The sequence below is a fragment of the Commensalibacter sp. ESL0382 genome (genome assembly GCF_009725775.1).
Taxonomy (GTDB): Bacteria; Pseudomonadota; Alphaproteobacteria; order Acetobacterales; family Acetobacteraceae; genus Commensalibacter; species Commensalibacter melissae.
This window is the reverse complement of record NZ_WNII01000011.1, coordinates 619,412-640,365: the sequence shown is the minus strand read 5'-3', so window position 1 is coordinate 640,365 and position 20,954 is coordinate 619,412. Positions and strand designations below refer to the sequence as shown.

16 protein-coding genes are annotated in these 20,954 nt (G+C 40.6%); all 16 read right to left on the bottom strand.

The genetic code is table 11. The annotated features are described in order from the left end of the window. Positions 1-2: 2 nt before the first annotated feature. The 16 genes from ligA to GM552_RS07065 all read right to left on the bottom strand — a co-directional run bounded on the left by ligA (position 3) and on the right by GM552_RS07065 (position 20,947). A complete protein-coding gene (ligA, locus tag GM552_RS07140) occupies positions 3-2,108 on the bottom strand; it encodes an NAD-dependent DNA ligase LigA (RefSeq protein WP_155565840.1) in 2,106 nt (701 codons plus the stop codon). A 26-nt stretch (positions 2,109-2,134) separates the two neighbouring features. Continuing rightward, positions 2,135-3,844, bottom strand: a complete 1,710-nt coding sequence (recN, locus tag GM552_RS07135; RefSeq protein ID WP_155565839.1) for a DNA repair protein RecN — start codon at positions 3,842-3,844, stop codon at positions 2,135-2,137. A 33-nt stretch (positions 3,845-3,877) separates the two neighbouring features. Beyond that, entirely contained in the window at positions 3,878-4,759 is an 882-nt protein-coding gene (locus GM552_RS07130; RefSeq protein WP_370533607.1) for an outer membrane protein assembly factor BamD, read from the bottom strand. A 136-nt stretch (positions 4,760-4,895) separates the two neighbouring features. Beyond that, positions 4,896-5,927, bottom strand: coding sequence for a UDP-3-O-acyl-N-acetylglucosamine deacetylase (lpxC, locus tag GM552_RS07125; RefSeq protein ID WP_155565838.1), 1,032 nt, complete (start codon positions 5,925-5,927; stop codon positions 4,896-4,898). Positions 5,928-6,084: 157 nt separating this feature from the next. Then, complete coding sequence (ftsZ, locus tag GM552_RS07120; protein ID WP_155565837.1) at positions 6,085-7,599, bottom strand: cell division protein FtsZ; 1,515 nt, start codon at positions 7,597-7,599, stop codon at positions 6,085-6,087. 76 nt (positions 7,600-7,675) lie between these two features. After that, the gene (gene ftsA / locus GM552_RS07115) at positions 7,676-9,046 is read right to left on the bottom strand and encodes a cell division protein FtsA (protein ID WP_196424164.1); all 1,371 of its coding nucleotides are present in this window, start codon (positions 9,044-9,046) and stop codon (positions 7,676-7,678) included. A 48-nt stretch (positions 9,047-9,094) separates the two neighbouring features. Beyond that, on the bottom strand, positions 9,095-9,982 hold the full coding sequence (locus GM552_RS07110; protein WP_196424867.1) for a cell division protein FtsQ/DivIB: 888 nt from the start codon (positions 9,980-9,982) through the stop codon (positions 9,095-9,097). Continuing rightward, complete coding sequence (locus tag GM552_RS07105) at positions 9,970-10,923, bottom strand: D-alanine--D-alanine ligase (RefSeq protein WP_155565835.1); 954 nt, start codon at positions 10,921-10,923, stop codon at positions 9,970-9,972. Before GM552_RS07105 ends, GM552_RS07110 begins: the two co-directional genes overlap by 13 nt. Then, positions 10,913-11,872 (bottom strand): UDP-N-acetylmuramate dehydrogenase, encoded by a 960-nt coding sequence (gene murB / locus GM552_RS07100; RefSeq protein WP_155565834.1) that lies wholly within the window; start codon positions 11,870-11,872, stop codon positions 10,913-10,915. The genes GM552_RS07105 and murB overlap by 11 nt, the downstream gene beginning before the upstream one ends. A 17-nt stretch (positions 11,873-11,889) precedes the next feature. Then, complete coding sequence (gene murC / locus GM552_RS07095) at positions 11,890-13,302, bottom strand: UDP-N-acetylmuramate--L-alanine ligase (protein WP_155565833.1); 1,413 nt, start codon at positions 13,300-13,302, stop codon at positions 11,890-11,892. 23 nt (positions 13,303-13,325) lie between these two features. After that, a complete protein-coding gene (gene murG / locus GM552_RS07090; protein WP_155565832.1) occupies positions 13,326-14,432 on the bottom strand; it encodes an undecaprenyldiphospho-muramoylpentapeptide beta-N-acetylglucosaminyltransferase in 1,107 nt (368 codons plus the stop codon). Beyond that, the gene (locus GM552_RS07085) at positions 14,429-15,595 is read right to left on the bottom strand and encodes an FtsW/RodA/SpoVE family cell cycle protein (RefSeq protein ID WP_155565831.1); all 1,167 of its coding nucleotides are present in this window, start codon (positions 15,593-15,595) and stop codon (positions 14,429-14,431) included. Before GM552_RS07085 ends, murG begins: the two co-directional genes overlap by 4 nt. Before the next feature lie 10 nt (positions 15,596-15,605). Next, positions 15,606-17,000, bottom strand: coding sequence for a UDP-N-acetylmuramoyl-L-alanine--D-glutamate ligase (gene murD, locus GM552_RS07080; RefSeq protein WP_155565830.1), 1,395 nt, complete (start codon positions 16,998-17,000; stop codon positions 15,606-15,608). A 1-nt stretch (position 17,001) separates the two neighbouring features. Beyond that, positions 17,002-18,093 carry a phospho-N-acetylmuramoyl-pentapeptide-transferase gene (gene mraY / locus GM552_RS07075; RefSeq protein ID WP_110438465.1) on the bottom strand — a complete coding sequence of 364 codons (1,092 nt, stop codon included), beginning with the start codon at positions 18,091-18,093 and terminating at the stop codon, positions 17,002-17,004. Then, positions 18,093-19,484, bottom strand: a complete 1,392-nt coding sequence (gene murF, locus GM552_RS07070) for a UDP-N-acetylmuramoyl-tripeptide--D-alanyl-D-alanine ligase (RefSeq protein ID WP_155565829.1) — start codon at positions 19,482-19,484, stop codon at positions 18,093-18,095. Before murF ends, mraY begins: the two co-directional genes overlap by 1 nt. Continuing rightward, the gene (locus GM552_RS07065; RefSeq protein ID WP_155565828.1) at positions 19,481-20,947 is read right to left on the bottom strand and encodes a UDP-N-acetylmuramoyl-L-alanyl-D-glutamate--2,6-diaminopimelate ligase; all 1,467 of its coding nucleotides are present in this window, start codon (positions 20,945-20,947) and stop codon (positions 19,481-19,483) included. Before GM552_RS07065 ends, murF begins: the two co-directional genes overlap by 4 nt. Positions 20,948-20,954 lie beyond the last annotated feature (7 nt).

Below are 20,954 nucleotides of genomic sequence, written 5' to 3'. Positions count from 1 at the left end.
TATTATGTTTTTTCAGATCCAATCAATTCATTCCATTCTTGTTCATCGAGACATTGCAAACCAAGTTCTTTTGCTTTTCGTGCTTTACTGCCACCATCTGTGCCCTCGATCACGAAATCGGTTTTTTGTGAAACGGAACTTGTTACTTTTGCCCCAAGCCGTTCAGCAATATTTTTAGCTTCGGAACGTGTCATGGAAGATAGGGTTCCTGTAAAAACAATTGTTTTACCAGCAAGTTTTCCCATTTGCTGATACTGCACATCCTGAATGGTCAGTTCCTTTTCAAGATCCTGCAGGGTTGTCAAATTATGCGTTTCGGTAAAGAACGCAACAATTTCATCCGCGATTGCAGGACCAATTCCCTCAATGGAACCCAATACCAATCTTTCTTCAGAGCCAGTTTGCCGGGCGGCCAGCATTTGTTCCTTCCAGTTGGTATATGATGTATAGTATCTGGCCAGAATTTTGGCTGTTGCAAGCCCTATCCTTCGAATTCCAAGGGAATAAATGAAATGGTCCAGTGAAATCCTTCTATGCTGGTCAATGGCGGTTAAAAGGTTTTTTAAAGAAAGCTCTCCCCAGCCTTCAAGTTTTAGTATAGTTTGTTGATGTTGATATAAACGAAAGATGTCCGCAGGTTGTTCGATTAAATCCATACGGAAAAAATCGAGAACGGTTTTTTCCCCCATACCTTCGATATTGAAAGCATCCTTAGAGCAAAAATGAATTAATCGTTCCTCAATCTGGGCTTTACAGGACAATCCACCTGTGCAACGACTTACAGCTTCGTTTTTTGGTTTTTCGGCAATAGCTCCACAAACAGGGCAATGTGTGGGGAATATAAAAGGCGCTGCACGATTTTGAGAATTGCAGGATATATCAACTCGCAAAATTTGGGGAATTACATCACCGGCACGTTGTATAATGACCTGGTCATGTTCCCTGATATCCTTACGGATTATTTCATCTTCATTATGAAGGGTGGCTCTTGTTACGATAACGCCACCAACATTTACGGGTTCAAGGAGGGCCACAGGCGTTAAAGCGCCCGTACGTCCAACCTGAATCTCGATTTTTTTTATGCGGGTTATTGCCTGTTCCGCCGGGAATTTCCATGCAGTTGCCCAGCGTGGGGATCGTCCGATAAATCCCAATCGGTTTTGTAAGGTGACAGAATTGATTTTATAAACCACTCCATCAATATCGTAGGGCAATCCGGAACGCTGATGGATAATGGACTGTTGAAATTCTTCCGCTTCCCGGGCATTTTTAACAACCTTGAATAAGGGATTAACGGTGAAGCCCCATTGCTGTAAGCGTTCTAAAAAATGTTCATGTGTATCCGCGATTGATTTATCTGTATAACCCTGTGCATACACAAATAGGGAAAGGGGTCTTGAGCGTGTAATTTCAGGGTCAAGTTGTCTGAGAGAGCCGGCTGCGGCATTTCTTGGATTGGCAAAAAGACGTTTGTTATTTTTTTCCTGTTCTTCATTTAAATTGAAAAAATCTTGCTTGGAGATGTAAACCTCCCCCCGAATTTCAATTGTGTCTGGATAATTTTCTGGAAGTGTCAAGGGTAGGTTCCGCAATGTTTTGACATTTTCGGTAACATCCTCTCCCGTTGTTCCATCACCACGTGTGCTGGCTTGGATTAGTTTACCATGTTTATAGGTAAGGTTAATGGATAATCCATCAATTTTTGGTTCTGCAACAAAATGAAGATTATCAAGTTCATCTGGTTTGAGATCAAGATAACGCTGGATTCGTTTTATGAAATCTTCAAATTCTCTAATATCAAATACATTATCAAGGGAAAGCATGGGTATTAGATGTTTACATTTCTGTAATCCTCCCGTCGGTTTGATTCCAACCTTTTGGCTAATACTGTCTTTTTGTCTGAATTGTGGGAAAAGGAGTTCGATCTTGTTATATCTTTGGCGCAATTTATCGTAGGTAGCATCTTCCACCAAAGGTTCGTCTTGATTGTAATATGCGTGATCCAATGATTTTAATAAATTGGCAAGTTGTGACAATTCTTTTTGAGCCTGTTCGGAAGATAGTTCAGATATGGAAATCTGGTGAAAATCAGTTTGAAATTTTTGCATAATTTTGAGTACTTAATTTTTTTTTATTATTTATTTAGTAAGCTATCTGCGGCGGAACGGGCAGCGTCAGTAATCTGGTTCCCAGCAAGCATACGGGCGATTTCCTCTTTACGCTCGTTTGAATTCAGGCATTTTGTTGTGGTATAGGTTACGCCATTTTTAATTAATTTGCTAATTTGAAATTGCGTATCTCCACTGGCAGCAACTTGAGGGCTGTGTGTGACTGCAAATACCTGCATAGTTTGAGCGACATGATGTAATTTTTCACCGATTGCCGAAGCGGTCGCCCCGCCAACACCGGAATCAATTTCATCAAAAATCAGCGCTGATAAGGTAGACTTTTGGCTTAAAACAACTTTTAAAGCCAATAAAAGTCTGGATAGTTCCCCGCCGGAAGCGGACTTGTTCAAAGGGGCAGGAGGGACACCGGGATTGGCTGCAATCAAAAACTCAATTTGTTCCTTACCGTTTTGATTCCATGCGTCTCTGTTAAGTGGCTTCAAAGATACGAGGAATTTTGCGCGTTCCAGTTTTAAGGGTTTTAATTCGGCAGTAACAGCTTGTTCCAACTTTTTGGCAATTTTCTGTCTATGTTGTGATAGTGCTTCGGCGGCTTCCTCAAATTTTTGGCGGTGTTGATTAACTTCTATTTCGAGGGTCTTGATTTGTGTTGTTCCAATATCTAGTTGATTGAGTTTTATTTCAAATTCTTGAAGCAGATGGGACAATTCATCAATAGTCACGCCATATTTCCGGCTTGCGCCGCGTAGGGAGAATAATCGTTCCTCTATTTCATCAATTTGTTGAGGATCAATTTCAATCGTGTTTACAAGCTGTGAAAGTGTTGTTTCCGCTTCCGCTAAAGATTCTTCTGCTTGAGTGATCGCCTCCAATGCTGCTTGAATGGATTTATTAGATTCGGAAAATGAAGTGTTTTCAGAATTGGATAAGAGACGTTGAAGAGTTTTGCTTGCATTTAGCAAGACTTGGGAAGGCTGGTTATTTTTACGGTCCTGGGGAGCAAGCTGATTAAGAGCAGAAACCAGTAATTCCAGATGTCTTTCATTTTGTTGTAATGATCGTCTTTTATGAACAAGCTCTTGTTCCTCTTCAGCTTGTGGAGAAAGATTTTTTAATTCCTCAACTGATTCTCGTAACCATTTTTCTTCATGTAATGTTTTTTCAAGATTTTTTTTAAGAGCGGCAAGTTTTGCTGTTGTTTCAGTCCATTGATAATAGGTTTTGCGAGTTTCATTCAATAAGTTTAGTGGAGTGCCAAAATTATCGAGAAGAGAAAGATGATTTCGCATATCCATTAGACCAATTTGTGCGTGCTGTCCCTGTATTTCGATAAGTAGTTGACCAATTTCTCGTAAAAAATTAAGACTGATAAGCTGATCGTTAACATAGGCGCGTGAACGTCCATCCTGTGAAATAGTACGACGAATGACCAATGGCTGATCGGTTATTTCTGGAATTTCATAACCTTGTAATTGTAATTGCTGATAGACAGGATGTGTTTTCTCGATTTCAAAACAAGCTGTGACCGAAGCCTGATTTGATCCAGCCCTGATCAAGGAAGAGCTTGCTCTTTCTCCTAATGTTAAGGCAAGGCTATCTAGTAAAATAGATTTGCCTGCCCCTGTTTCTCCAGTAAAAACCGTAAGTCCCTGATCGAAGGTTAAATCCAGCTTTTCAATTAAAACAACATTACGTATAGAGAGTTGTATTAACATTGGGGCTTCAGTATATAAAACAGGGATGTTTTATTAAAAAATAGAAGTGAGTGAATACCACATTCGTTTGAAGAAACCAGGTTTTTTACTGGTTGGTTTGGCTGTTTGTTCTGAAACAAGGTGATATTTTCTTAAATCATTATATGTATAGCGATACCAGTGACTGTTGGGATAGTTATATCCCAATACAGACGCTGTCTTACGGGCTTGATCTATAAGTCCCAATTTTAAGGAGACTTCAACGAGACGATGTAATGCTTCTGCTACATGATTGGTCGTTTGATAGTCTAAAATAACCCGTTGATAACGGGTAACAGCGGCCTCATAGTTTTTTTGCTGTTCATAAAAGCGTCCGATGAGCATTTCTTTACCGGCGAGATGGTCACGGCATAAGTCAATCTTGAGCTGTGCATCACGGGCATAGGAGGTCCCGGGGAAACGGCTTACTACATCATTCAAGGCACTAAGCGCTTCCATTGTGCCTTGCTGATCTCTTGTGACATCTGAAATGCGTTCGTAATAACATAAGGCGCGAAGATAAAAGGCATAGGGTGCATCAGGGCTATTTGGATGAAGCTGTAAATAGGTTTCCAATTGTTTTACCGCTTCTGGATACTTATTTTGCAGATAATAAGCATATCCTTCCATTAGTTGGGCATTAGGGGTATAGCCTGAATAAGGGAAATTCTCCTGTAATAACTCGAATTGTTTAGTGGCTAATTTGTATTTCCTAATCTTGATGCCATCTATACCGTTGTTGTACAGTTGTTCAGGAGTATTTTCCTGATATGTTGCTGCTGAATTATCATTCAACTTTTTTTGATCTTTATGACCGCCACCACATGCAACGAGACTCGTCGCAAGTAATAATGGGAAAAAATGTCGTATTGGATAAAAATAACGTTTTTGATTCACTGTATCCACAGTTTTAACGACTTTCTATTCTATAAAATGGCACAAAATAAAAATAATGTTTCTTTTATAACATGGAAGAAAGGAAGAGGAAGATTTTAATTTAGTAAAATTAAATTTTGTTTTGCAGGTGAGGTTTTTATGTTTCTTGTCTGAGAGGATATCTGTCTAGAGAAATGACCTGGGAATCATGGTAAATCCTGCCTGATAATTGATGGGAAAATTGAAAGCGCCATGCATCTGTTTGTTTCATCAAGGCGTGAAGTAACATATTGTTTAGTTTATGTCCTGATTTATATCCAATAAATTTTCCATACAGTCGGTGGCCTGCCAAAGATAAATCGCCTATGGCATCAAGCATTTTATGTTTGACAAATTCATTTGGACAGTATAATCCTTCCGGATTTAGAATTTTTCCGTCATCAACAACAATGGCATTTTGTAGGCTACCCCCTTTTGCCAAACCCATTTTATGAAGTGTATCTATTTCTTTTTTAAAGGTGAATGTTCTACAGAAGGCTATTTCTCTTTGAAAATTCTGGGGGGTTAGATCCATGTCAAAGGTTTGTTTTCCAATCAGAGAATTTGGAAAATCAATCGTTAATGACAATGATAGTTGATTTTCGGATGATGGATGAAATTCAGCAAAAGCGTCGTTATACTCTACCCGAACAGGTTTCATAATTTGTATGGCGGGTTTGTCTGCATAAAGAGATTGTCGGCCAGCCTTATGTAGAAGCGTGGTGAATTTTGCGGCAGATCCATCCAAAACAGGTATTTCAGGCCCATTGCATTCGATAAAAAGATTGTTAATTTGATAGCCTGCCAGCGCAGACATAATATGTTCAACCGTTCCTATTCTGATATTTGGGTTATTCGGAGAAGCAATAACCGTGCTAAGACTTGTATCAATAACGTTATTATAATGGGCTGGAATTGGTGTGTCATCAAGGTCTGTTCTAAAAAATACAATTCCTGTTCCTACTGGGGCTGGAATCAATTTTACATGAACTAACTTGCCTGTGTGCAATCCCATTCCTGAGAAATTAACAGGAGAGGCAAGGGTATATTGCAAGGATAAGTTTATATCATTTGTAAATTTGGAAGATAGCAATGAATTATATGCGATGTTTACCTTTTTTGAAGCGGGTAGAACTTGCGGACAATTCATAGCTTTCTCCTCTAAATAATTACCAAGATTTAATAACTCACATGAATTTCATTATAATTTTTAGTAAGGGAATACTAGTCAAAGATTATTGCATAGTGTTACGCATTTAATATTTTATTAGAGGCTTCAAAACTTTTGAAGCCTATAATAAATAATATTATCTTGATTTTCTACGAAGAAAAGCTGGTATATCCAGGCTTGCCTCTTCAGCTGAAGATTTACTTACCTGGTCATTTTTGTTGGAATTCTCACTATTGGAGACAGAGGGTTCATTCTTTTTTTGATGATAGGAAGGTGAACCATTATTGCTTCTTCCTCGTAAGGCACCGGTAACAATACCAAAAAGACTGCGTGAGGGAGCAGTGTTAGTTTCGGGTTCCTGATGACGTGAATCTGAAAATAAACCTGAACGTGGTGATGTTTTTGACACACGTTCTGGGACAGAATCAGGGGAGGGAGGGATTGGATCATCAGAAAAATTTGTTTGATTCTTTTCTTTCGATTGATCAAATGATGCTCTGGTCTCAGATGATACATTTAAAGAAGATTCATCCGATTTTTTTTCTGTATCAAACTGTGTCTGATTATTTTCAGAAGGTGTATCTGTTTGTGCGTTATCTGAATCTTTTGATTGTGCGGTATCGTTTGAAGATATCTGCTGCTCTTGTTGTACAGTTTGAGATTGCTTTTCATATTGCACCGGGCTGTCTATGCCGGTTGCTACCACTGATACACGAATTTTTCCTGTCAGGTTCTCATCAATGGCGGACCCAAAAATAATATTGGCATCTTCGGCAACTTCTTCACGAATACGGTTGGCTGCCTGATCGACTTCAAACAGGGTCAGATCGTCACCGCCCGTAATGTTAATCAACAATCCTTTTGCCCCAGCCATAGACGTATCTTCAAGCAATGGATTGGAAATGGCTTCCTCTGCTGCACGGATAGCCCGATTTTCACCTTCCACCTCTCCTGTTCCCATCATAGCCTTACCCATTTCAGCCATGACTGTTCTGATATCGGCAAAATCAAGATTGACAAGTCCAGGCGACATCATAAGATCTGTCACCCCTTTAACCCCCATATACAACACTTCATCCGCCATTTTGAAAGCATCTTTCCATGTTGTATTTTCAGTTGCTGTACGGAAGAGGTTTTGGTTTGGGATTACGATCAGAGTATCAACAAATTGTTGAAGTTCGGCAATGCCAGCTTCCGCCAATCGAGCCCTGCGAATTCCTTCAAAGGTAAAGGGTTTAGTGACAACTCCGACGGTCAGAATTCCACGTTCACGTGCCATTCTTGCAATGACTGGTGCGGCACCGGTTCCTGTTCCACCACCCATCCCGGCGGTGATAAAAACCATGTGAATATTGTCAAGATGCCGGGCTATTTCATCAGCGGCTTCCTCTGCAGCTGCGCGACCAATATCCGGTTTTGCACCAGCTCCCAGCCCTTGGGTTAGATGGGGACCTAATTGAATACGATTATCAGCATGACTGTTCATCAATTGTTGCGCATCGGTATTGGCAACAACAAATTCTACGCCTTTCAAATGCAATAAAATCATGTTATCCACAGCGTTGGTTCCCCCTCCACCAACACCAATAACAGTAATACGAGGGGTGAAATCTTCATAAGCGGGCTGTGGAATCGTTAAATTGAGTGTCATGAATGTCCTCGAACCGATATTTCGTAAACTATGTGTAAGGTTACAATGGAAAGTTACTATTATACAAAGAAAATATTTATATGTGTATCCTTATAAACTCAATTATTTTTTTAAGGAAACCATTGTTTTTTTTATTCGAGAAATCGAGATCCGCAAGGGTTCTTCCCTCGCCAGCCGCCCAGCAGAGTAAACCGGCAGCAGTAGAAAAGGCAGCCGAGGTTGTACTATCATTGGGTAATCCTATAATATTGTTGGGTTTTCCCAAGCGGATTTGACGGTTCAGGATACGGGCTGCTAAGGGACCGAGTCCTTCAAGTAAAGAACCTCCTCCCGTTAATACAACCCTGCCATTTGCTGCTTTGCCAATATTTGAATTATCCAGGCGGTCTCGAATCAATTCAAGTGTTTCTTCTATCCGTGGCCTGATAATAGAAATAACTCTTGATAGCGGAACTTTTGTCATGATTTCGTAATCATCGTCACCGATCATTTGAATGGGCAATTGCTGATATTCGTCGTTATAGGAATATTCAGCACTGCCATATTTAGTTTTAAGCCATTCCGCTGTATCAATTGAGGTTGAAAGAATACCTGCTATATCCCTGGTAATATGGGATCCACCAATCGGAATTTGTGAAGTGTAGAGAAGTTGATTGTCGCCGAAAATGCCAATAGAGGTTGTTCCGCCACCCATGTCCACAATAGTGGCGCCTAAATCCCTTTCGTCTGGTGCCATTACTGCCAGTCCAGCAGCTAGAGGGGTGGATATGATGCTTTCAATTTCCAATTCAGAACGCATTAAGACAGTTGCCAGATTTTTAAGGGATGTGGCGGAAGTGCTGATAATATGTAATGTTGTACTCAGTATTTCACATTGATGTCCTCTGGGATCTTCAACTCCAGCGGTCTCATCAACATTAAAACTTAGAGGCAAGGCATGAATAATTTCACGACCTTCAACTTGGGCTCTCAAAATTCCTTCGTTAACCAACCGGTATATGTCATGATTGGTGATTTCTCTTCCGCCAATTGGCCATTCGATATTGTAAAGCTGGCTGTCAGGTTTACCGCCAGAAAGATTTACATAAATTTTATTTAACCGACGCTCGGCTGCCTCTTCTGCCTGTCCAACGGCTGAACGGATTGCACGTTCAGCACTTTTAAGATTAATGATACCACCTTGTTTTACGCCATGAGAGCGTCTCCATCCATATCCCAGAACTTTTAGTTTTCCGTTGGATTTACCCTGTCCAATTAGACAGGTGATTTTTGTACTGCCAATATCCAATACACCGAAAACACCGGGTAAAAATTGTTTTTGCGCGGGTAAGTCGTCAGGGGGAAATATATTACTCTTTACTAATTGTCTGGATCGGGCAATAGCGATGGTCTGCTTTGCATGATTGGGGGAATTTCCTTGACTTGTTTTATAATTCAGTTGTTTCATGCACTTAACCATTTCCTCAAGAATTACATTATACCAGAAAAGATTTGATCAAGGTGTTTTTTCGTCATTGTCATTAGAGGGTTCCGGATTATCATTTTCAGGATTGGGTGGTGTCGGTTCTTTATCTTTTTGTATGATTAAGCGGTCGGGAAGACGCAAATCAATATGTTTCAGGGGACGATCCAGTAACTGGAACTGTTTTTCATATTGAATCAGTCGTTGAATGGCAGCAATTTCCTGATTTTCGGGAAGTAAAATGATTGTACCATTCTTCAAATTTAGGTTCCAGCGTCTATTCCCGATTCTTACGGCTGCCACCATACGATTTTTGATATCTGGATAAACGGATAAAATGTCGATCAAATCGGAAGCTGCTGTATTTGCACCAATACCGACAACCAAGGGAAGTTTTAAAAAAGCCTGTCCATCTTTTCCATTCATTCCCTGATCGTTGACAATGTTTCCTTTTTTATCAATAAGTTTGAATTTTCCTTGGTTTTGCCAAACGGCAAAGGGACTGCGTTCAATAATGTGGACAATTAAAGTATCCGGTAATTGACGTTTGATAACGGCATAATTGACAAAAGTTAGGCCATTTAGGCGTTTTTGCGCATCTTTGATGGAAAAATTAAGGATCGGATCACCAATGTTGATACCAAGGGCCTGTTTTATTTCATATTCAGTGGTCAGTTTACAGCCATCAATAATGATATGAGCCAGTTTCATCGGAACAAGTTTGGCTGTTTTTGTTCTGAAAAGTGAAAATTCCTGTTCCGATGCGAACTTATAAATGGCCCATCCACCCCCGATAAAAAGCCCAAGGATGATAAGAAGAAAGAAAAAGGGTCGAAGCATCCGTTTCAAACGGCGATAGGCTATTTTTTGTTTTGAGGGACGATCATCCTGATGATTCGGTCGCCTTTTCAAGTACGACATTTTGCTTTTTCCACAAGATGTGAACATAGTTCAGGATAGGTTATCCCACAAAAAGCGGCTTGTTCTGGCAGCAGAGAAGTTTTGGTCATGCCGGGTTGTGTATTTACTTCCAGAATATACAAATCACCAGGTTGGTCTTGTGTTTCATTGTGATTATCGTAACGAAAATCAGTACGGGAAACAGAATCACATCCTAGAATCTTATGAGCTTTTTGCGCATAGTCTAACGCTGTCTGAAAAGCTTGCGGATGTATAACCGCGGGGACAGTATGGGTTGATTGTCCAGCTTGATATTTTGCGTTATAATCGTAAAAAATATGTGTTCCAGATGATATATCGGTTACGGTAAGGGCTTTGTCATCAAGCACGCAGACTGTTAGTTCTTTTCCTGGAATAAATTGTTCAATCAGGGCCTCTTGACCAAAGATCCATTCCTTTATGATTTTTTCACGTTGTTTCTGTCGGATACTGGCATCGTTTGATTGGATGATATGAACACCTACAGATGATCCTTCTTGAATGGGTTTTACCACATATGGAACAGGAAAGGGATCCCCTGAATCCAACAGCGTGATAGGAACAGATTTACCTTTAGCTATCGGAAGACCGGCTTCATGAAGTAAAATACGGGTAATCTTTTTATTCATCGCGATTGCTGAGGAACATATATTTCCATGGGTATAGGGTATATTCAACCATTCCAAAACACCCTGAATGGCTCCATCTTCGCCAAAGTTTCCATGCAGAGCATTAAAAACAACATCGGGACGGTTTTTGGTCAGTGAATTGACAATTTCATTTAAATTATCGTTGGCGATTAAATCCGTTACTTCATAGCCTGCCGTATTCAATGCCTCGATTATGTTCTTACCACTGGCCAGACTGACTTCTCGTTCAGATGATAATCCTCCCCGCAGAACGGTTACTCGTTTAGCTGACATACTTATTTTCCCTTTGAGCATAAGGTATTCCGATACGTTTTATTTCCCATTCAAGTTCAATACCAAAATCGTTGAAAACCCGTTTTCTTAATTCCTCGCCTAAATTTTCAAGATCGCCAGCTGTCGCTTCCCCTGTATTGATTAAGAAATTACAATGTTTTTCACTGACTTTTGCCCCTCCCATGGTAAGCCCTCTGCCTTTAACCATATCGATAAGTTCCCAGGCCTTGTAAGAGGAAATATTCGGTGAGGGGTTGCGAAAAGTGGAACCACCTGTTCTTGAATGAATTGGCTGTGAATTTTCGCGTTGAGCTTTTATCTCGTCCATTGTTTTGTGTATGGTATCTTTGTTGCCGGGTTTACCCCGCAATCTTACACGAGTGACAATACCATCGGGTGGTAAAACAGAATGACGATAGCTTAATTTTAGGTCAGATGAGGAAAGACGGAATAATTCTCCGTTTCGAGTAAGTATTTCTGCCCAGTCCATAATTGTTGCAATATCGGAACCATGGGCTCCTGCATTCATTTTGATTGCCCCTCCAATACTACCGGGAATACCACTCAAGAATTCCATACCTGTTAAACCAAGCTGGGCGGCATATTCCGCGATTGTCATATCCAAACAAGCTGCACCTGCAACAAGTCCTTCATGGTCGGGAATAATTTCATGAAATCCCTTGCGCAATTGAAAACTTATTCCTTGAAGCCCACCGTCACGAATAAGAAGATTAGAGGTGGCCCCTATGGTAAAATAAGGCCACTCCAAGGGCATTGTTCTGAGAATATAGGCAAGATCTTCCGTGTCTGCGGGGTTGATAAGGATTTCGGCATTACCTCCTACACGAAACCAGCTTCTGTTTTTCAACGGGGCATTGTAGGTTACGCGTCCCCTCAGTTCGGGTAATAAATCGGAAATTGCTTCTTTGGTGAAAAGCCCCGTAGACATTAATTTTATCCTTTATTTCATTTTTTTTGTAAGGCTTTTAATTGTTCGGGCAAAGCATGGGCCCAATTTGTAATGGAACCTGCTCCCAAACAGATAACGAAGTCTCCAGGTTCGGCAATTGCATTAATCATTTCTGCCAATTGATCCTGTTGGGGCAATGCAACGACAGATTGATGTCCATGCGCTCGCAATCCTTCAACAAGCGCCTCTTTATTGATACCTGGAATAGGAGTTTCTCCTGCTGGATAGACATCAGCAACAATGACAGTGCTGGCATCATTCATGCAGGAGCAGAATTCGGGAAATAAATTTTGTAATCTTGAATAACGGTGTGGTTGAATGACTGCAATGACATTATGAATGGTTGCCTGTCTGGCAGCTTTCAAAACCGCTGCAATTTCGACGGGATGATGTCCGTAATCGTCAATAATAGTAATTTTGTTGACTTCCCCGACACGAGTAAAACGACGTTGCACTCCCTTGAAACCGGCAAAGGCAGAACGAATGTTGTCTTCACTGATATCCATTTCCAAGGCTACGGCAATAGCGGCAAGGGCATTTTGTACATTATGCTGCCCGAGCATTGGAATACGGAATGGACCCAGATGTCGATTGATCTGTTTTTGCCGATCTGTAAAGACAACGTTAAATGTTGTTCCTAACTTATCCATAATAACCTTTTCCGCCCGCACATCAGCTTGTGGGGAAAAACCATAAGTAATGAGACGACGGTCTGAAAGTCGGGGTAACATTTTTTGGACGCTGGGATGATCAATACATAAGACAGCAAAACCGTAAAAGGGGATATGGGAAACAAATTGCTGATAGGCATCTTCTATGGCCTCGACTGTTCCCCAATGATCCATATGTTCTGGATCCATGTTGGTAACAACTGCTATAACAACGGGGAGGCGAAGAAAGGAGCCATCACTTTCATCTGCCTCAACAACCATCCAGTCTCCAGATCCCATTCTTGTATTGGTACCGTATGCTTCAATTATTCCGCCATTGATAACTGTTGGATCAAGTTTGGCATATTCGAGCAATGTTGCGATAAGGCTTGTAGTTGTTGTTTTTCCATGAGTTCCGCCCACAGCAATTGACCAGCGTAACCGCATAAGTTCCGCAAGCATTTCCGCTCTTTGTACAACAGGTATAAAATGAGCCCTGGCTTCTATAACCTCTGGATTGTCTTTATTAATGGCAGAAGAGACAACGACAACTTGAGCTTTTCCAAGGTTTTCCGCCCTATGACCAATTTTGATTGGAATGCCTAATTTACGCAGTCTTTCCACATTAGCGTTTTCCGCAATATCAGAACCCTGAATATGATAGCCTAGATAATGTAGAGTTTCAGCAATACCGGACATGCCAATACCACCAATACCGACAAAATGAATGATACCAATTGAAAGAGGAAGGGATCTCATGAAAATGCTCTTGTTAAATGAAGTTAGGATGATAGATTTGCAACAGATCGCTCTATTAAATCAGCCAGATTTTTTGCCGCATTGGGATAGGCAGTTTTATGGGATAAGGCAGCTTTTTGCAATTTTTCTGGATGGCTGAACAAATCATTAATTAATTGCGTTAGGTTTGCAACAGTAAAATCAGGTTGATTAATCAACCATGCCGCTCCTTCTTTCTCAAGAATTTGGGCATTATAATACTGTTCCTTGTTGGCGGCATGGGGATAGGGAACTAAAATAGCCGGACGGTTAGTCAGGGCAAGTTCTGCCGTGGATGATCCTCCTGATCGGCCAATTACCAGGTGGGCTTTTTGCAAAAGATCTCCAATGTTCGTTAAAAAAGGTGATAGCTTTGCTTTTATTTCGTTTTTCTGATAATATCGGGTCATTGTTTCAATATCTTCTTGACGTACCTGTTGCGTGATGCGCAGTTTTTTTCGTAAGGATAGAGAGAGATTTCCCAAAGCGTAAGGAACAATTTCACCAAAAATTCTTGCTCCTAAAGATCCTCCCCAGATTAATAGATGAATTGTTTCTTTAGGAGGTTCATAAACGGATGGATAAAGGGAGGTGATATCAGGTCGCACGGGAAGACCGGTCACTACTATTTTATCAGAATTGGAAAGCCCTTTCGTGACAGGAAAAGATGTCGCTATTTTGGTGGCGAAAGGTGCAAGAAAGGCATTGGCCTTGCCAATAATTGCGTTACCTTCATGAAGAATGATGATGGGTCTATTTTTTTTGGACAATAATCGTGTGGCAAAAAGAGGCGGAATGGAAGGATATCCACCAAACCCGACAATTGCAGAAACGTGATTCTGAACCAGGATCTTTCTTGCCTCGATAATCCCCTTCATCAAGGAAAAGGTATTACCTATTTTTTTCATTATTGTTTTTTTGTTGATGCCAGCACTATCAATAACGAATTGACGAATGTCATGCCATGAAGCCAATTCTCGATCTTCAATCCTTTTATCCGTCATAAAAACCACAGGATAATCTCGTCTGGTGAGCTGTAGGGCAAGGGATTTGGCTGGGAAGAAATGACCACCTGTTCCTCCTGCGGCAATGGCTATAGCAGGTTTGTTCATTGAACTAAATTTCTCTTACTGAATGGCTGGAAACCATTTTTTGAAAATTTGGGGGCCTCTATTCTGTGTCTTGTCAAAGCAAGCACCATACCAATGGCCAATGCAACAGACATGGCGGATGAACCACCGTATGAGATGAAAGGTAAGGTCATGCCTTTTGTTGGAATAAGGTGAAGGGTAGAGGCCATGTTGATAAAAGCTTGTAATCCAAAACCGGTAATGATGCCTGTTGTTGCCAAAATGATGAAAGGATTGTCTTCCTTGATCATTTTTAACAAAGAACGTACAACAATGAAACAGAATATTAAAATAATAATCATGCAAACAATCATTCCGTATTCTTCACCCGCAACAGCAAACACAAAATCAGCATGTGCATCGGGCAAGAGATCTTTCACGCGTCCTTCACCCGGTCCACGTCCCATCATTCCACCATTTCCAAACGCACGCAGAGCGGTGTCAATCTGATAATGATCACCAACATTGGGATGAAGAAAGCGTTCAACACGAGAACGTACATGTGGAAAAACGGTATAGGCACCGATAAAAGCGGCAATCATGGCCCCAAAAGCAGAAAATACCCAAAACAGGTTGAGACCATTTACGAAAAGCTGGGTTAGCAAAACAGCGGTAATTACGACAAGCATGCCGATATCGGGTTGAGATTTTAAAAGGAAAAGGATAACACCATAAAAAATAAAAGTTATGAGAAGGTTAGGAATATAAAATCTTTTGTTCCATCGAGTTAAAAACCAAGCCGTTAAAACCGCAAAGCAGGGTTTTAAAAATTCAGAAGGCTGGACAGACATCATTGGTAAGGCAATCCATCTACGGGCCCCCTTGATTTCCATACCATGAACAAGGGTATAGGCGGTTGCCAGTATGGCGATAAAACTTCCAATAATTCCAAGTCTTTTTATCCCCTCCACAGACAGCATTGAGGTAACCATGATAATCAGGGCTGCAATGCTCAGGAACATGATCTGTTTAAAGATAAACATGTCTCGTGATGCTCCAATTCTCTGTGCAACGGCTGGGCTGGCGGCCAGCATTAAAATATAGCCAAACCCGATCAACAAACCGACACTTCCCAACATCCAATGATCGATATTTCGCCACCATCGTGCCAGTAATGAATTATCGAGACGGGAAACATTGGACATGATAAATTTCCTAATCGTTTAGGGTTTGACGGAATGATGTTTCTAGTTGATTGACAAGTTGAATAAACACATTCCCTCTTTCCTCAAAGCTATCAAACTGGTCAAAGCTGGCACAGGCAGGAGAGAGCATTACAGTACGAATATGATGTTGTTTGGCAAATGCAAAAGCGAGAGGGACTGCTTGATCAAGTGTGTGAACAATCTGGTAATGGACATGATATCTGTCCAGGGTTTTTGCTAGCAGTGGTGCATCTTTACCAATCAATAAAGCGAATTTTATTTTAGAAAAATAGGGTGCAAGATCGTCTATTCCTTTAGCCTTGGCCAATCCACCAGCAATCCATACGATTTTATTATAGCAGGTAAGTGCCTTCGAGGTCGCATCTGCATTGGTGGCTTTACTATCATTGATAAAAGTCACTGAATCAATGGTTGCGACAGGTCGCTGTCGATGGGCAAGTCCATTAAAAGAATTAAGACTTTCTGCTATCTGTTGCCGTGCAACGCCCAAAGCGAGGGCCATTGCCGTTGCAGCCGCAGCATTCTGTGCATTGTGTTGCCCTGGAAGAAGCCTTGCTTGATTTAAATCAGCAATAATGCCTTTCTTGTCTTGCAGAAGATGCTGATCAACCCAAAAATCGGCATTGATATCTTTTTTCCCAGATATTTTTTTAACGGGAATATCATTTTGGACAAGCCGTTTTGCAATAGATTTACAGTAATCGTCCTCAATTCCAATAACTGCCATATCCTGTTGATTTTGATGATCAAAAATATGATATTTGGCTTGAACGTATCCTTTCATGTCTCCATGCCGTTCAATATGATCTGGCGTAATATTTAACAAGCATGCGATATCTGCTTTGAAACTGGATAAGCGCTCAAGCATATAGGAGGACATTTCAAGAATGTAAACACCATCGTTCTCCAAATATGGAAGGGATAGGGATGCCGGTCCCAGATTACCTCCTGCTACAGATGGTATTTTAGCTTCTGTTAGAATATGGTTTAGTAAAACTGTGGTCGTTGATTTACCATTTGTGCCAGTTATAGCCACGAAACGTGCTCGGGACCCTGATTTTTTGATAGCTTGATATAAAATCTCTGCATCTGAAAGAATTGGAATTGCATTCATCCGGGCAAGTTCTGCAACAGGGTGGGGTTTTGGTAAAAAATGCGGAATACCAGGAGATAAAATTAAGGCATTGAAATTTTCCAGGTTTTTAAAAGGTGCAAGATGGGGCTTTAACTTTTCAGGGATTTGCTGACGAGCTTTGGGTTGATCATCCCAGACCTGTATTGTTGCTCCCATTTGCAAGAGACGTTGGGAAGCGGCAATGCCATTTTTACCTAACCCTAAAATGGCGTAATGATTATTTTTGAATAAATCTTTTGGGAAATCCATTTTAACGCAGTTTCAATGTTGCTAAACCAATAATGCCTAAAATAATGGAAATAATCCAGAAACGAATGACAATTTTTGATTCGGCCCATCCTTTTTTTTCAAAATGGTGATGTAAAGGTGCCATGAGAAAGATTCTTGTTTTAGTTTTTTTATACCATGCGACTTGAATAATGACGGATAGCGTTTCAATTACAAATAAACCGCCGACGATACACAAGACCAGCTCATGTTTTACGGCAACGGCAACAGATCCAATGGCGCCACCCAATGAAAGAGAGCCTGTGTCCCCCATAAAAACAGAAGCTGGAGGGGCGTTAAACCATAAAAATCCTAGTCCTGCCCCTATGACAGCAGCACAGAATATGGCCAATTCCCCAGTTTTAGGAATAAAATGCAATTGTAGATAATCGGCAAAAACACTATTTCCGACAATATAGGCAATCAGCGCAAAAACAAAAAAGGAGATAACAACTGGAACAATGGCAAGCCCGTCAAGTCCATCCGTGAAATTAACCGCATTACCAAAACCACTTATGACAATCATCCCAAAAAGAGGGAAAAAATAGCCTAATGGAATAAGGACATTTTTAAGAAAAGGAAGCGCTAGATCATTGGCCATTCCTGAAGGGGTCAGTTGTTGTAAAAAATAAGTTGCAACCAGTGAGATTAAAAATTCCCCGCCCAAACGTGTGCGTTTACTTAATCCATCACTGTTATGTTTTGCCAGTTTTTTATAATCATCAAAAAAACCTATCAGGCCAAATCCAAAGGTGACAAATAGTACGATCCAGATAAATCCGTTGGTCAGGTCAGCCCATAAAAGCGTTGAAATTAATAAAGTGGATAAAATTAAAATTCCTCCCATAGTAGGAGTTCCTGCTTTTTCTTTCAAATGCCGTTCCGGGCCAAGGGCACGAATGGGCTGACCTTCACGCTGAATCTGGTGAAGTTTGGCTATTATATAGGGACCCAACCAAATGCTAAGGAAAAAAGCCGTGAAACAGGCGGCAACAGCACGAAATGTTATATAACGAAAAAGATTAAGTAAAAAGGCATAGGCCAGCCCATGATGCATAATCAGATCATATAGCATTAATTTTTCCTTTGATTCATTTTTTGAGTTAACGCCCTAACAATTTTTTCCATATGCATTCCATGACTTCCTTTTACCAGAACAGTGTCTCGATCTTGCAATTGCTGATGAATGAAAGGGATTAGCTCTTCTGCATTTTTACACCATTTCCCTTGTATAGATCGGGGAAGTTGATCAAATACAATTTTCATTGAGGAGCCGCAAGTAAAAACAAGATCAGAATTCTGTATAATACTGGGAATCAAGGAGAGATGCTCCTTTTCGCTATGTTCATCCAGTTCGAATATATCCCCTAAAACTGCGATACGTCGTTTGGGACTCAATAATGTCAGGGTTTTTAATGCGGCCTGAATTGAAAGGGTTGATGCATTATAGCTTTCATCTAGAAGAATTCCTGTTTTATCTATCAAAGGTAAGATTTCTCCTCGTCCTGACCCAGCTGTAAATTGATGCAGGGCGGTAATTGCCTGTTGCAAATCGAGTTTCAAGGAGAATATTGCACCGAGTACAAGGGAGGCATCATGAATGAGATGTTGCCCGGGAGACGCAAGAGAGACGGAAAAGATTTCATTAACTGTTTTAAATTTGAAGATTGAATAATCTGCACCAAGATTTATGGACTGGATTTGAAAATCAGCCTTTTCTGATAAACCTGTTCTGTAAAGATGAACATGATATTGCATTGCTCGTTTTTCAAATAAAGTGAAATCATAAACTGTTTCAGGCAGAATAAGGATGCCGTTTTTTGACAGAGCGGTGATAATCTGGCTTTTTTCCTCGGCAATTGCATCCAGGGTTTTCATCAATCCAAGATGGGAGGATGATACCGTAGTAATAATTGCTATGTCAGGTTTAACCATGGCAGCAAGGGGGGCTATTTCGCCACTGTGGTTCATGCCAATTTCACTGATACAATAGTCGGCATCAGAGGGAAGTCTTGCCAAAGTGAGAGGAACGCCCAGATGGTTGTTATATGAACCTTCGGCAGCATGAATTTTTCCAAAAGGCTGCAAAGCGTTTTTAAGCATTTCCTTTGTTGTGGTTTTACCGACACTTCCAGTGATCGCTATGGCTTTTCCATGAAAACGCTGTCTGGCATAAATCCCCATTTTTGTAAGGGCATGTAAAGTATCCGAGACAATTAAAAAGGGTAATTGACTGTTGAATTGGGAAGGAATATGCGTGACAATGACACAAGATGCTCCATTGGCAAGAGCCTGTTGAATATAGTCGTGACCATCGCTATTTTCACCTTGAATGGCAATAAAGATATCCCCGGGTCGCAAGGTTCTGGTATCAATGGAGACACCCGTTCCATGTATGGCCTGATGAATGGATAAGGCACCTCCAGTGGCCTGGATAAGATCAGTTTCGTTCCAAAGGAATGTCATAAATATCTCATATATTTCTGTACTATTTTTACATCATCAAAAGGATGGATAGTATTCCCGATAATCTGGCCTTGTTCATGCCCCTTACCAGCAATAACTAAAATATCGCCAGGTTGAAGTTTTTTAACTGTTTGTGCAATGGCCTCTTCTCTGCCAGCGATTTCAACGGCCCGTGGAAAACCTTTTTTAATTTCATTACGGATCAATGCGGGATTTTCATGCCGGGGATTATCATCCGTAATAATGACATGGTCTGCATATTTTCCCGCCTCAAGAGCCATCAGAGGGCGTTTGCCTTTGTCACGGTTCCCACCTGCCCCAAATATAATATATAACTCATGATGAACATGTGGACGCAAAGATTGTAAAAGATGGGTCAATGCATCAGGTGTATGGGCATAATCAACATAAACAGTTGCCCCATTTGGTAAGATGGCAGCCTGTTCCATGCGTCCTTTCACGCCTTTTAGTTTGGGAAGTAGAGGAACAAGGGATTCAAGATGTTCAGAATCTTTTGCGATAAGTGCCATAGAAAGTAGAATATTATCTATCTGGTAACGGCCAAGTAAAGAAAGGGTTGTTGTAACACGGTTTCCTGAAGCTGTTTTATATGTTATTTCCTGACCATGGGGTAAAGGTTTAACATGATTTAGACGCAAAAAATTTCCTTTGATGCCAACCAGTCTCAATTGTTGTTTTCTTTTTTTTATTATATTTAATAATGTTTCAAGAACGGATGCATTCATATCACTGTTCAATGCGGCAATGGCATTTGATGGTAATATATCTGTAAATAATCTTTGTTTTGCCTGAAAATATGCTTCAAAACTGTGATGGTAATCCAGATGATCCCGGGTTAGATTTGTAAAAGCTGCCGCTTCTAATTCAATATTGTCAAGCCGGTATTGAGCCAATCCATGTGAAGATGCTTCCATAGCAACGTGTGTTACATGTTTTTTGGAAAGATTTTGCATAATTTCATGTAAAATAATAGTGTCAGGTGTGGTTAATACCGGTCCTGTATAATGATAGCCAGCATTATTGAGAACGCCCAAAGTGCCAATTGAAGCGGATTTCAGATTTTCCAGTTCCCATAACTGTCTGGCAAAATCGACGGTGCTTGTTTTACCATTTGTACCTGTAACCGCTATTTTATGATGGGGTAACTTCGGGTAAAATAAGGAAGTTATTTTTGCTATCACTTGACGGGGATTATTACAGTAAATGGGAACGCACTGACTCGGCAAATCCATGTTTGACCCATTGGTCAAGAGAATCGTATTGGCTCCATTTTCAATGGCCTGTTGAATGAATGCTTGTCCATCAAGCTGATTTCCAGGCAAAGCGGCAAAAAGAAAATCTTTTTGCACTTTCCGGCTGTCCAGTGCAATTCCCCTTATTTCATGATTGGGGAAATAATCGGGAATATTGATATAGGATCGTAATGTATCAAGTGAAATCATGGTAAAA